11 protein-coding genes are annotated in these 14,439 nt (G+C 36.5%); 6 read left to right on the top strand and 5 right to left on the bottom strand.

The window, feature by feature from the left end:
* Positions 1-118 precede the first annotated feature (118 nt).
* The 4 genes from IQ247_RS12720 to rpmI form a co-directional block, all read right to left on the bottom strand.
* Positions 119-664, bottom strand: coding sequence for a tetratricopeptide repeat protein (locus IQ247_RS12720; RefSeq protein ID WP_193920470.1), 546 nt, complete (start codon positions 662-664; stop codon positions 119-121).
* 113 nt (positions 665-777) lie between these two features.
* The gene (locus tag IQ247_RS12715; protein WP_193920469.1) at positions 778-1,647 is read right to left on the bottom strand and encodes a transporter substrate-binding domain-containing protein; all 870 of its coding nucleotides are present in this window, start codon (positions 1,645-1,647) and stop codon (positions 778-780) included.
* A 102-nt stretch (positions 1,648-1,749) separates the two neighbouring features.
* The gene (rplT, locus tag IQ247_RS12710; protein WP_193920468.1) at positions 1,750-2,106 is read right to left on the bottom strand and encodes a 50S ribosomal protein L20; all 357 of its coding nucleotides are present in this window, start codon (positions 2,104-2,106) and stop codon (positions 1,750-1,752) included.
* Positions 2,107-2,155: 49 nt separating this feature from the next.
* Positions 2,156-2,353: a 50S ribosomal protein L35 gene (rpmI, locus tag IQ247_RS12705; protein ID WP_193920466.1), complete on the bottom strand. Its 198-nt coding sequence runs from the start codon at positions 2,351-2,353 to the stop codon at positions 2,156-2,158.
* Between the two features lie 200 nt (positions 2,354-2,553).
* On the opposite strand from rpmI, the gene IQ247_RS12700 reads away from it, so the two are divergent.
* Positions 2,554-3,753: an MFS transporter gene (locus IQ247_RS12700; protein WP_193920464.1), complete on the top strand. Its 1,200-nt coding sequence runs from the start codon at positions 2,554-2,556 to the stop codon at positions 3,751-3,753.
* Positions 3,754-3,906: 153 nt separating this feature from the next.
* Complete coding sequence (locus tag IQ247_RS12695) at positions 3,907-4,707, top strand: SDR family NAD(P)-dependent oxidoreductase (RefSeq protein WP_193920462.1); 801 nt, start codon at positions 3,907-3,909, stop codon at positions 4,705-4,707.
* 46 nt (positions 4,708-4,753) lie between these two features.
* On the opposite strand, the gene IQ247_RS12690 is transcribed toward IQ247_RS12695, so the two are convergent.
* Positions 4,754-7,174 carry an ATP-dependent helicase gene (locus IQ247_RS12690; protein WP_193920460.1) on the bottom strand — a complete coding sequence of 807 codons (2,421 nt, stop codon included), beginning with the start codon at positions 7,172-7,174 and terminating at the stop codon, positions 4,754-4,756.
* A gap of 307 nt (positions 7,175-7,481) precedes the next feature.
* Between IQ247_RS12690 and IQ247_RS12685 the strand changes: the two genes are divergently transcribed.
* From IQ247_RS12685 to IQ247_RS12670, 4 genes are all read left to right on the top strand, one after another.
* Positions 7,482-9,245, top strand: coding sequence for a glycosyltransferase family 39 protein (locus IQ247_RS12685; RefSeq protein ID WP_228059698.1), 1,764 nt, complete (start codon positions 7,482-7,484; stop codon positions 9,243-9,245).
* A gap of 362 nt (positions 9,246-9,607) precedes the next feature.
* Complete coding sequence (locus IQ247_RS12680; RefSeq protein ID WP_193920458.1) at positions 9,608-10,255, top strand: sigma-70 family RNA polymerase sigma factor; 648 nt, start codon at positions 9,608-9,610, stop codon at positions 10,253-10,255.
* Between the two features lie 27 nt (positions 10,256-10,282).
* The gene (locus tag IQ247_RS12675; RefSeq protein ID WP_193920456.1) at positions 10,283-11,374 is read left to right on the top strand and encodes a DUF1822 family protein; all 1,092 of its coding nucleotides are present in this window, start codon (positions 10,283-10,285) and stop codon (positions 11,372-11,374) included.
* Positions 11,375-11,674: 300 nt separating this feature from the next.
* Entirely contained in the window at positions 11,675-14,359 is a 2,685-nt protein-coding gene (locus tag IQ247_RS12670; RefSeq protein WP_193920454.1) for an ABC transporter substrate-binding protein, read from the top strand.
* The last annotated feature ends 80 nt before the right edge of the window (positions 14,360-14,439 follow it).

Raw genomic sequence — 14,439 nt, 5'->3', positions numbered from 1 at the left:
TAAAAAGGATTGCACGGATTACACGGATTTTAATTACCCATTACCTATTACCCATTACCTATTACCTATTACCTATTACCCATTACCTATTACCCATTACCAATTACCCATTACCAATTCAAGCTGTAACCAACCTTCTTAATGATTGAGCGCGACGTTTAGCAACGGCATTTTTCGCATCTAATTCTAATGCTTTTTCGTAACTTTCTAAAGCCTGAGCATTTAATTTTTTACGTTCGTAAGCATGACCTAAATTATTCAAGGCTGTGACGTAATCTGGTTGTCTTTTCAAGGCTTCTTTGTAATTACGAATTGCTAAGTCGTACTGTTCTTGAGCAAAGTAAGCATAACCTAATCCGTTATAAGCTAAGGTTACATAATCTGCTGTTGCAGCATCTGTTTCTTCTTGTTGTTCGTCTGCTGCTTTGATTGCTTTTTGAAATAGGCTAACTGCTTGAGTAAATAGTTTTTTCTGTGAATAAATACTGCCTAATTGGTAATATTCTGCAATCGAACCTGTTTCTTTGCTTAATTTAGAACGCAGTTTAGAAAAAGAGCCTTCTTGTTTGCGAGATTTAAAAATTTGGCGAAAAACGCTTATAACTGTTAAAAACAGCAAGCCTACTAAAATAGATAGATAAATAACTGCTAAATTACTATTCATGAGCTTTTATTAATGTTCAATTATCAGTTATTACTTATTCCAGTCTACTATTTAGGATACTAGAATTGTCGGTGAGAAAAAATTACGATTTATCAATTTTGAGGGAGTAGTAACTATAAGCCCCAATATTCAGCGCGTTGTTTGAGCCAACCTTTTTCTATATAACTAGCAATTAATTGGCTGACTTGTCGTCTTAGTTCATCATATTGTAATCCTTTGGGCATGACTACTGATAATGGTTGTGTTGATATTTTGGTTGGGAGTAATCGATATTGGGGGTTTTGCTTTATCCAGTTGCTGAGGCTGGTAATATCGGCGGCGAAGGCTATTACTTGGTTGTTCTCGATGAGGCTTTGTCCTTCTAAGTAAGATTCAACTCCGACTAATTCGGCTTTGGGGAGGTAATATCTTAGCGGGGCAATGGTGCTGGAGTTTTTCAGAACGGCTATTTTACTGTTTTGTAAGTCTGTCAGCTTTTGAATTGATGTGTCTTTTGTTGCTATAAATCCGCCATCTAAGTAGTAAGGAACGCTGAAATTGACGATGCGTTCTCGTGAAGGAGTTGCTGTTACTTTGGCGATCGCGATATCAACTTCACCTTCTATAACCGCTTGGAGTCGCTCTAAGTTAGTTACAGGTTTGAATTTGACTAAATTATCTAAATTATCGGAATTACTTACGTCTGATTTACCTAACAAATCTTGTGCTAACCGTTGTGCTAGTTCGATTTCTAATCCTTGTAAGTTACCGCTTTCGTCTTTGAATCCTAAAGGCGGAAAGTTATCTTTGACTGCAACAATTATATAACCGCGCTGCTGAATTTCTTTTAATGTTGCAGCAGATACAGATGATGTTCCGACATTGAGGAACAAAAAAGTTAAACATAGAAAAATTACAGCGGATAGTAGCAGATGTAACTTATGCTGCTGATTGTATTGCCGATTCTGTCGATAAATTAACCGTAATTTCAACCAATCAATCATAGAAGAGCAACAGTAGTTACATCCGTATACATCCGTTAGTAGATTTTGGATTTTGGATTTTCCTTGATATCTAAAATCTTAAATTTGTTGGGGTGTTGATAGTTAACCTTTGGCTTGAGAGGCGATTTCGGCAACTTTGCTAAAACCATCGGGATCTAAAATCGCCATTTGAGCCAACATTTTACGATTAATTTCGATGTTGGATTTTTTCAAATAGCCCATGAATTTACTGTAACTCATACCGTGCTGACGGATAGCAGCGTTGATACGAGTAATCCACAGACGACGGAAATCGCGTTTGCGTTTTTTGCGATCGCGATAAGCGTGACGTAGGGCTTTCATTACCTGTTGGTTAGCGGTTCTAAATAAGGTAGAATGAGAACCACGAAAGCCTTTAGCTAGTTTAAGGATTTTTTTGCGGCGTTTGCGAGCTACATTACCGCGCTTGACTCTAGTCATAGTTTTAGTTTCTCAGAAATTTGGCAATAGTTTCCTAATATTTTAGGATTTACAAATATGGAAGCATACCGCGTACATTATCGGCATCGCGATCGTTAACAATCACAGCTTTGGACAAATTACGCTTTTTAGCGGTAGTCTTCTTTTCTAGAATGTGGTTTTTGAAGGCTTTGCGACGAACGATTTTACCAGTACCTGTGGCACGAAATCGTTTCGCAGCAGCTTTACGAGATTTTAGCTTAGGCATTTTCTTCTGCTTCTATACTTAAACACAAACCCATATTATAGTTGGTAATTAGAGCGAAAGCTAAACTAAGTTACTAATTTATGGATGAAATAGAGATTGTAGACCAATCCACGTTAAAATACTTTCCTCAACCCAACCGATCAACTATTCTGATAATAGTTTTAACAAATACTATTTTAAGGATGAATAGTATATAGGAAATGAATAACAGCAAACAAGTCTTATGGTTGCAGGTTTTCGGTTTAGCGATGGTACAGGGAGCAATTACACTTAGCTGGGTAATTTACAATTTTTATTTACCTAAATTATTAGTACAATTCGGTTTCTCTCAATCTTTGGCGATAAGTCTGCTAATTTTAGAAAATGCTTTAGCTGTATTCATGGAACCTGTGATGGGTTCCCTTTCCGATCAAAATCAACGTTGGTTTGCTAGCCGTTTCCCTTTTATTACAGTTGGGGTGTTGCTTTCCTCAGCTTTGTTTATTGCTATTCCATGTGTTGTTACTTTTGTTCCACCGACAACAGTATTAAAATTTATTTTGCCAGTACTAGTAGTCGCTTGGGCTTTGGCTATGACTGTATTTCGCAGTCCGGTGCTGTCTTTGTTGGGACGGTATGCAATGCCAAAAAGTTTACCAATGGCTGCCAGCGTACTGACGTTAATTGGTGGAACTATCGGTTCTTTTAGAATTGCTGCTAATGATTTACTGCTTAGTTTTGGTCCGATTATTACTTTTGCTTTTGGTTCTTTTGTGCTATTAGGTTCAGCAGCTGTATTAAGATTTATCCATCCTCCGCAAATTGTATCGCAAGAACCAGTTGATAAACATCAAGCAGCATCACCTTTACCAATATCAATTCCAGCATTGGGACTAATTTTTGTTTTAGGTGGTAGTTTTGCTTGGGGTTATCGCTCATTGTTTGATGGAGTAGGTAAATTTTTGAAACTTCAGGATTCGAGCGATAATATCCAGTTACAAATGGTGATATTCGGTATTGCTGTGGCTTTTGCGGCTTTACCTGCTGGTTTGATTGCTTCTAAAATTGGTAATCGTAACGCTATGCTTGGTGGTATTTGTGCGGCTATCTTATTAATGTTATTGCTACCTTTTGTTGGTGCGAATGTAGTAATTCTTGCTTTTTTGGCAATTGGGATTAGCTTCGTTTTGAACGGTACAATTCCCTTCGCTTTAGAAATGGTTCCACCCCATCGTGGAGGATTGGGTATCGGAATGTATTTTGGTGGTGTTGGCTTAGCTATGAGTATTTTTGGTTCGGTGTTTAATCAACCCCAAGGGATTACACCACAATTCGCGGCTTTCATGAGTGCGATCGCATTTTCACTTGTCTTCGGATGCATTATTTCCACTAACTTTATTTATCGCGAAAACAAAATATAGTTTCATCAAAACCCTAACAACAAGAAAAATTCAACTATCAAAAGTTATGTAAATCCTTGTTCCACACCACCAAAAAAATAAAACTCCAGAGCGATAACAATATCAAAACTATTAACTGATAATTGATAACTGTTAGTTGATAATTGATTTATTATGGATTTTGGGATTAAAGATAAAGTTGCTGTCATTACTGGTGGTGATTCTGGTATTGGTATGGCTACAGCGAAACTGCTCGCTGCTGAAGGTGTGAAACTAGCTTTAATTGATAAAACTGACGATAATTTAAAACAAGCGGCTGAGGAAGTTGGAAAAATCGGCGAAGTAAAAGGTTGGCAAGCAGATTTAAGAGAACTCAAGCAAGTTGAAGCTGCTAAAAATCAGATTTTAGAACATTTTGGCAAAGTTGATATTTTAGTTAATGCAGCCGGAATTACTGGTGCAACGGGAGATTTTCTCGAAATATCCGATGAAGATTGGCACGAAGCAATTGAAGTAGATTTGATGTCAGCAGTACGGGTTTGTCGTGCTTTCATTCCATCGATGCGCGCAGAGGGTTGGGGAAGAGTCGTTTTAATAAGTTCCGAAGATGCTTTACAACCTTACCCGGAAGAATTACCTTATTGTGCTGCGAAAGCCGGAGTACTCAACTTAGCCAAAGGATTATCAAAAGCTTACGGAAAAGATGGTGTGTTGGTAAATTCAGTTTCTCCTGCATTCATTGCAACTCCTATGACAGACAAGATGATGAAACAGCAAGCGGAAGAAAAAGGCATTAGTTTTGAAGAAGCAATTTCCCAATTTTTGTCAAAAAATCGTCCTCATCTCGAATTAAACCGTCGTGGAAAAGCCCAAGAAGTAGCTGCGGTAATTGCGTTTTTGTGTTCCCAGCAAGCTAGTTTTGTGCTTGGTGCGAATTATCGAGTTGATGGTGGTTCGGTTGCGAGTATAGAGTAAGGAACAGGGAACTGTAAACACGAATTGATATTAAAGGCTGATTTCTTTACCCCACCACACACTCAGTAAACTCTCGCTTCAAGGCATTAAATACCGGAGAAGCTGGTTGTTTTTGCAAATTATTTGGTTTACTCCAGGTAAAAGGTGCTTCTTGGGCTGCTGATATCCACAGCAAACGTTTGGCTCGCGTCATGGCAACATAAAATAAACGGTATTCTTCAGCGATTTTCAAATGTTTTGCTTGTTCCCATGCTGCGGTTACGTCGGGTAAGGTTCTTTCTCCATGCAATGCAGCACGGATTTGAGCGCGGGCTACTTCTGATAAGGTAAAGTCACCCAGGAATTTTCTTTGCGGTGGTACCCAAAATTTACCTGGTATTAAGTTTTCGTGTAAAAAGGGTAAAAATACGTAATCCCAATCCAAACCTTTGGCTTTATGCATGGTGATGATTGTCAGTTGATTACGTCTTGTATAACGGGCTTCTGAGTCTTCGGTGTCTACTGGTTCAAAGCGTTCGGAACTGACGATTTCGCTGAGTACTACCAACATTGTCCCCATGGAAATGTTACCGAAAATTTGCTGATTAATTCTTTCTGAAAGTTTATCTGCGGTGGCTAATTCTGCTTGTTGATACTCTAGCTTTAAAGCAATAAATGATATTAACTGATAAAGAGGTAATTCTAAACGAGCGTTGAGTAAATCTCGGCACAAATCACCGGCTTTTTTAACGGCTTCGGTTTGTAGTGGTGCTAGGGGAGAAGGATATAAGAATTCTTCGGGTAAGGAAGCTAAAGCATTTAAATCTTGGGGTTCAATTAATCTTCTTTTGACTAACACTCCTAATGCTGCTTTGAGAAAATCGGCAGAATGAGGGCGATCGCAAAATTGTAAAATTGCCAATATTTCTTCTGGTACATGAGAATGTCGGTCTTGTTCTCCTACGTCATAAAGTGAAATATTATGCTGTTTACAAATTGGTCTGAGTGCTTCACTTAACCATGTTCCCTGACGATTTTCTCTGACTAATATCGCTGCACTACCGTTGTTTTCATTGTCTTGGGGAAATAGTTCGATGATTCTCTTTGACAGTAATTCAACGGTGTGATGAATGTCTCTAGGAGTATAAATTTCAACTCCTCTTCCCACTGCTGCGGGGTTCGCATTTGGTTGCGGATCATTGAAGTCAACACTCAGGATTCTTTGATTGCGGAATGGGAGGGGAAGATGGGGGGAGGATTGTGTGTGGGTTTTTTGGTGTTTTTGGTAGAGGCTGTTTACCCATTCGAGGGCAAAGTTTGCAGTTTCGATAATAATTCTACTACTGCGACCGGCTTGATTCATAGTCGCCAAAAGTCCTTGAGAATCGCATTCTTGGCAAAATTGACGAAAATAAATTGGATCGGCGGGAGTAAAAGTAGAATTAATCGCTTGATTCGGGTCACCAACACGGATTAAATTAATTTGGGAATTGGTAATTGGTAATTGGTAATTGGTAATTGGAAGTGAGCTTTCCCTCTCTCCTTCACTAGCTAATATTTCCAACAACTTTGTCTGAAGTGGACTGGAATCCTGTGCTTCGTCTTCAAATACTGCGAAAACTTGATTTTGCTCGATTTTTCTGGCGCTTTCGTTGTCTAATACTCGCAATGCTGCTAATATCATGTCATCGTAATCAATAAAATCGCGATCGCGCATCAAGTTCTGATATTGTTCGTATAATCCGGCGGCAATTTTCAAAACTTCATATGCATCGGTGCTTTGCTCGCTTAATTGATGTAAGTCTTCGGGTAACATTCCCGAACTTTTGGCTTCATGAATTACCGTTGTTGCTAATTCTGGTAATACTTCTGTGCGTAAAACCGATTGACGACGCAATCTTTCTGTTTCTTCTCCGTCAAATTGCATACCTTCCATCAATTTTGCATACAGTCGAGGATTGCTGGTAATCCATCTCTCCACTGCGGTACGGATGAAGCGGTGACTTTGATTTGGGGTAATTAATGTTACGTAGTCTAGTTCTAAACCGGATAATTGGGGATGACGGCTGGCAATATTTAATGCTAAACCGTGCAAGGTATATACTACAAAACCCGTTTGAGGTAAAGATAAACCTTCTCTGAGGTATTTACGGATTTTGGCTTTAATATTAGCAGCAGCGGAACGAGTGAAAGTGACAACTACTAATTGACGGCGAATTTGGGGACGTAGAGAGTTATGATTTTGGTACTGACGGGCGATGGCAATTGCCGCAGCAGCAGCCATCCCTGTAGATTTACCGGCACCGGGTACCGCAGAAACTGCTAAAGGACCACTTTTCCAGTCAGCCATTTGTTGTTGTCCGCAACGTAAAGAATTACGGATATTTGCAATTGCGGCTTCACGGGAATTAGATGTGTGCAACGTCGGTAATTTTGCTACTGACAAAGGATTATCTGGCACTGGATAGATGGAATTAGTGTCTGACATATGCGAATTTATATTATAGATTTTATATATTCAAAAGCTAGGGGTGATATGTGGGTTACAAGCAGCTATTGTTACATAAAAAGTTATAAGTTTGTATGCAGGTTATTATTGCCTAATTTCTCAATAACAACATCATGGCAACCTAATTGTTGGTTTGCTGAAAATGTATAAAAAGCACCTATCTTTTTCAAGCTCATAATCCTAAAATCCTTGCTAAATAAACTTTACAGTCTGCTTTTACTTACTGATAAAAACATTGAGGTTTATTTGAATAGACAAATCATTTCCTCAATTATTTCATAATTCAATGATGACAAATCATAAATTTAATTTACATTATTTACATTATCTGGGTTTAACTTTTTTTATTGCCATCGCGATTATTTTGCGTTTTTGCAATTTGGAACTTAAGCCTTTGTGGATGGATGAAGTTATCACCGCTATCTTTAGTTTAGGAAAAAATTATAGTTCTATTCCTTTGGATATAGTATTTTCTGTGGAAAGTTTGCGAGATGTTTTTACCTATCAAACTGGGGTAAGTTGTAGTCAAATTGCTCAAAATATTGCTACTGATTCTACCCATCCACCGCTGTTTTTTTGCGGGATGTATGGGCTTCTGGGATGGATGAAACCCTTGGGAGATGATTGGGTAAGTAAATTGCGATCGCCATCTGTATGGTTTGGTGTAACTTTAGTTGTGACGGTATATTTTCTTAACCGATTAGCTTTTTCCCGTAAAGCTGGATTGATGGGTGCTGCAATTGTTGCTGTTTCACCTTTTGCGGTTTATTTATCCCAAGAAGCGCGACACTATACTTTACCAATGCTGACAATAAGTTTATCTTTGTTAGCACTTATACAAATTCAACGAGATATTTTTGCATCACAGCAAATTAAGATCAGGATTTGGGTTTGGCTGTCATGGACAATGATTAATATTATCAGTATTTATATTCACTATTTTTGCATTATTGTCTTTATCGCTCAAGTTGCAACTTTAGTGCTGTTGATTTGGAGAAAGCTGAAAATTCTCAAAATCCGAAAAGTTTTGCTAACAATGATTTTATCTAATAGTGTAGTTTTGATTAGCTTAATTCCCTGGTTTCGGGTAATGCAAAATCATTTAAATCGTTCCGAAACCAATTGGTTACCTATTCCTCAACACATTGAACCGCTATATCAAACTTTGATTAATTGGATTATCATGGTAGTTATTCTACCAGTAGAAAAACAGCCTTTACCAATAACAATTATTTCTGGTTTGTTAATGTTATTATTTGCGGGTTGGTTGGGATGGAAAGTATTTCGAGGAATTAAGTTTTTGTTAAAAGAACCACAAACTCGTTTACCTACTTTAACTTTATTGAGTTTTACAACTTTCGTATTGTTAGGAATCTTGGCGATTTCTTACATATTCGGTAAAGATATTACAGTCGCACCCCGTTATAATTTCATTTATTATCCCAGCTTCAGCGCTTTAATTGCAGCCGCTTTGATTTCTGAAAACAATAGTAGTCGGATTATTTTGTTCGCTGAAAATTCTCTAACAAAACAAAATATTCTCAAATTTAGCACTCAAAAATTATTCTTACCAATCGTTTTATTAACTAGCTTTATTAGCTGTCTATTCGTAGTATCTGACTTAGCTTTTCAAAAACCATATTTACCCCAACAAGTAGCACAAAATATTTACCAACAACCAACTGTTCCTTTAATGGCTGTAATGGCATATCGTAATTATCAAGATGTGGCTTTGGGTTTAAGTTTTGCTTTGGGTTTGGAAAGGGAAGTTAAGAGTTTTCAAAATAGCAATATTCCTGCATCAAATTATCATAATTTTGCTTTCTTTAATCAATCCGTTGGATTAGAATCGGTTTTTAAAAACCTTTCCCAATTACCCAATCAAAATATTTCTCAACTTAATTTGTGGATATTTGCACCCGGAAGAATCCGAAACGATTATCCCCAACAAATTCAAGTTTCTCCATCATTATCTTGCAACATCGACACTAACCAACATTATCGTATCGGCATTCCTTATCAACTTTATCGCTGTCAAAAAAACAACTAGGTTATTCCGCACAAAAAACTCTGCGTACCTCCGCGCCTTCCTTTGCGCTCCTCTGCGTTAAAAAAATATATAATTTTGGGCGTTGCTGAAAAGATGTATGAAAATGATTTTGCGTGATTTTGAAATCCTTGGGAGACGTGATAAGTAGTTAAGCCTTGATGATTTATATAATTACCACTCAGTTATAAAACTATTCCCTATCTATATCTAAATGTAAAGTTTTGTAAAGAATTGAGCGGATTTTTGAATTTACATCTGACAACCTAATGAAGCAGACAATTCAAAATCATTGTAGGAGCAGCTGTGTTAGAGCAACACCCGATATATCAATCGTTTTTCTGTCACATATTAGCATTACGCATATGACACATTCTGAAGATTTAAACGGGCAGCTAAATAAATTAGCAACAGAAGTTTGTCAACATCCGAATGGTAGCCTGAAACGACAGCGATTGTTAAATCAATTGATTTCTCAAATGCAGCACTCAGGAAAAATTTGGAAAGGTAGCGATATTCGGGAGCAATATTATGAAGATGGATTACAACAAACTTGGTTTTGGTTTTGCAAAAATATTCATAAATATGATGCATCTCAAGCGAATGTAATTACTTGGTTTAATGTCCATCTAAAGTATAGACTTTTAGATATTCGGCAACAAATAGCTGAAGAAATGAAAATTAAAGCAGCTAATTTAAAATCTGAAGAATCAAATCCGATAGATCCAATTGATAAGTTACCTGCACCTGACAAACCGCAACCAATTTTAGAAGAAACTCTAGAATGGATTGAAACACAAGGTAGTGAATTACGTCGTCTTCATATTCGTTCATTTCCGCATATTAACTGTCAAGTATTGCTCAAATATAAACTACCTCCTGATGCAAAAACTTGGCGTGAATTAGCGGAAAAATTTGGGAAAAGAGAAAGTACTCTCAATCATTTTTACAACCACAAATGTCTTCCTTGTCTGCTAGCTTTTGGCAGAGAACAAGGATATATAGACACGTAGCAAAAGTTATTTTTACGGTATTTACTGATGATATCAACAGAACAGCTAATCATTTCTATTCCGATTACTCAATCTGAGCGAAATCAGGCAAATAAATTTGCTCAAGAACAATCAAATCCCGAAAAAGCCAAGCAAGTTTACCATAATACTTTGGCTGTATTAGTAACTAATAACTATTTACAAATGTTAGACATAGCGACTTCATTAGAACAGAGTTATAGCTGGAATACTGTTGCTCGATTAAGTACTAATATTGCGGACTTAAATTTACCAGAAAAGGGACATTTAGAATGTCGTTCAATATTAAAAGGTAATGATACTTGTTACGTTCCTCAAGATGTCTGGAATAACCGTATTGGTTATGTTGTAGTGCAGCTTGATGAAGATTGTAAACAAGGAAATTTACTCGGATTTGTGCCGCAAGTTAACAGCACTATGCTTAATCTTAACAAGTTGCAATCTTTAGATAATTTATTTGAACTTCTACATTCTAATCAAACTGTAATCCAGTTAAATAGATGGTTAGAAAATGCGATTGATACAAACTGGCGAAATATTCAAGAAATCATAGATAAACGAACAATTAATCCTCTTTTTGTATTTGCAGATATTTCTCCTAAAATTGCGAATTCTGAGAAAATGGAAGATATAGTAACAGAATTATATTCTAGCCAAGATGAGATAACTAAAGTTGATTCCGATTCTGAAAAAGCTTTAATTCATCTATTAAAAAATACTCACAATGAAGAAATTCGCTGGAAAGCCGCCGAATTACTTTGGGAAATAAATCCACAAAATCCCGCAGGAGGAATCAGAAAAGCAATTGACTTGGGTATACACTTTGATCAAAATGCTGTGGCTTTGATGGTGGCAATTTTACCCAAACCGGATGAAAGCTTGGCAATTTTAATTAGAGTATATCCGGGAGGTGGTAAAATTCATCTTCCCCTAGGATTACAACTCAGCGGTTTAGATGCAGAGGGAAACTCGTTTTTTACAGTACAATCTAGAAATAAAGATAACTATATTCAGTTTAAATTTACTGCTGAATTAGGAGATAAATTCAACATTCAGGTTGCTTTAGGAGATGCAAATATTACAGAGAGATTTATTGTTTAGTTATTCAGATAATTTGTATGCGCCGATTTTTCTCTGTTCAAAGCAATATTTTTATTTGTAGAGATGTGATACAATTCGTCTCTACATTTTTGATATTTTTAACGCGAAGGGACGCAAAGGTATACGCAAAGGGACGCAAAGTTTTTTATTCCTATGGTGTAAAAAAGAATAAATTTATTACAAATATTATTACAAATATTATTAAAAATGGAAACATTAGCATCTATAATCTATTCTTCAGTATAATTACGGTTATAAATTAGACGAATTTTTAAGAAAAACCATTACTCCCCAAGCGTCATGAGCAAGTTTGTTGTATTGAATATTTACGAAGGCAGTTTTGACCAAGGGTTTCGTGTAATGCTTGAAATTGGTGAAGATGGTCGAAGATTCTTTAAACAAGAGATTACACTTGCTCCGGCACCGGATATTCCCCAATTATATCGAGATTGGCAAGACAAATACCGCGAGTTGGGTAAAACTAGACAAATTAATATTCCTGCGGCTCAAATTACTAATTGTTCTGTAATTGAAGATGAAAATATTGCTAGAAATCGATTTGAAAAATATTTGATTCAGTGGTTTGCTCAACTTTCCTTCCGAGAATTACAGGTAAGGATAGAAGAAAAAACTTATCCAAATGAATTAATAAGAGTAATCATAGATACTAATAATATTTATTTAAAAAAGCTTCCTTGGCATTTATGGAAATTATTTCACAATCGTCCTCAAGCCGAATTTGCTTTGAGTGCAGAGTATTCACGTTCTAGTGAACCTTTAAAACGTCCTATAAAAATTTTGGCAATTTTCGGTGGTAGTGAAGGATTAGATTTATCTTTAGATCGACAGTTATTAATAAATTTACGCAAGCGGGGAGCGAAAGTTACTTTTTTAGAAAAACCTCAAATAAAACAACTTAGTCACAGTTTGTGGGAGCAACATTGGGATATTCTATTTTTTGCGGGACATAGTTCTTCTAGAGAAGAATGTAACAGCGGAGAAATTCAAATTAATGATAGCGAGAGTATTTCATTAAATCGGTTGAGAAATGCGTTAAGAACTGCGGTTAAAAATGGTTTAAAATTAGCAATTTTTAATTCCTGTGATGGTTTGGGTTTAGCGGATGAATTGAGTGGTGTGAAAATTCCGCAAATAATTGTAATGCGTGAACCTGTACCCGATGAAGTAGCAAGACAGTTTTTGCAATACTTTTTAGAAGATTTTTCCCAAGGACATTCTTTGTATTTAGCGGTACGAAATGCACGTCAACGTCTTGAATGGATGGAAGAAGAATTTCCTTGTGCTTCTTCGTTACCTGTCATTTGTCAAAACCCCGCAGCACGTCCTTTAATTTGGGCTAAAAAAACAATTTCACTTCAGAAAATAGCAATTTTCACAAGTGTAATATTCGTAGTTATGTTCACTTATTTAAATTTACCTAAACCTGAAACTGTTAACGAAAATCTTCCTCTAAAACAATCAGAAGTAATATCAGATTCCGGAGATACTTTAGAAAACTTAGGCGATAATTTTAGTTGGGGAGAAAAAATATTAATCGACTATAATTCCAATATATGGAAACAAAGAGGTATAGAAGCTTTTTCCCAAAAGAATTACGAAGATTCAATCGGATATTTGGAAAAATCGCTTAAACTAAATCAGAATGACCCAGAAACACTAATTTATCTGAATAATGCTGTAGCGATGGAACCTTCACAAAGCGTTAAGCTTCCGGTTTTAACTACAGGTACTCAACGTTGCGTTATTCAAAAAAATCTAGAGCCTTTAAAAATTGCTGTAATTGCTCCTATTTTTGGCAATACAACAAACCAAATCAATGAAGAAATATTGCAAGGAGTTGCCCAAGCTCAAAATCAAATTAATTTAAGCTGTGGTATTGAAGGTAGGCTGTTACAAATCGTTATTGTTGATGATAAAGATAAGGCTTCTACATCTGCACAAGTAGCTACAAAATTGGCAAATAAGAAGGATATCTTAGCTGTAGTTGGTCATTATTCAACTAGAGCAACTCTCGAAGCTGGAAAAGTTTATAAAGAAAACCAAATGGTTGTAGTTTCTCCTACCAGCACTGCTGTGAGAAACTCTCTTAATAGAGACAGAGACTATGGAATTGATTTGAATAAATATGTTTTCCGTACACCAACACATGACGGGATTGCAATTAAAAATTTAGTTACTTATATGGTTAGAACATTAGGTAAAACAGAAGCAGCTATTGCCTATGATTCTAGTGGTCCCTACAGCAAAAGTTATCGCGAAGAATTGAATAATCAACTGCAATCAATACAAAATGGTAAATTGATTAATCTTAGCGAATGTGACCTTTTCAATAATCCCAATCTCGAAAATTGCGTCAAAAAGGCTAATGAAATAGTAAGTGTATTAGTGCTTGTTCCTGAAACAGGTATAACTTTGAATAAAGCTTTGGAAATTTTAGATAGCAATAAAACTTCAAATCTGACACTCTTCGGTGGAGATTCTTTGCATAGCCAAGCAGTAGAGAATAAGGGTGAGAAAGCCAAAAATCTGATGATTGCAATTCCTTGGTTTCCAAACGAAAATCAAGCGAATCAAAGTTCATTTGAAAGAGATGCTCAAAAGCTTTGGAATGTTCAAGTAAACTGGCGTACCGCTATGTCATATGATGCCACTATAGCAATTGCTGAAGGTTTGCGACGTATGGGTAACAATCCAACTCGCGAAGGACTTCAAAAGGAGTTATCTGCACCGGATTTTTCTATCGAAGGTGCAGTAGGAAAAGTAGAATTTGAAAATGGCGATCGACGCATCAAAGATGAACGCCGCATCAAAGATGAACGACGCATCAAAGATGAACGACGCATCAAAGATGAACGCAAAATCCCCCCCGAAAACGATGATCAAATCGGCGTACTAGTCCAAGTAAAATGCGACACTCTTTCATTGCAGCCTAATTGTAATTTTGTTAAAGTTCCACAACAGTAAAGTTATGAATTGTAGAGACCTAACAATGCTACATCTCTACGGTACCACCGGAATTTTAACCTTTAACCTTTAACCTTAGA

It is taken from the genome of Plectonema cf. radiosum LEGE 06105 (assembly GCF_015207665.1).
Classification (GTDB): Bacteria; Cyanobacteriota; Cyanobacteriia; order Cyanobacteriales; family Nostocaceae; genus Rivularia; species Rivularia radiosa_A.
This window is presented reverse-complemented; position numbering and strand designations above follow the sequence as displayed.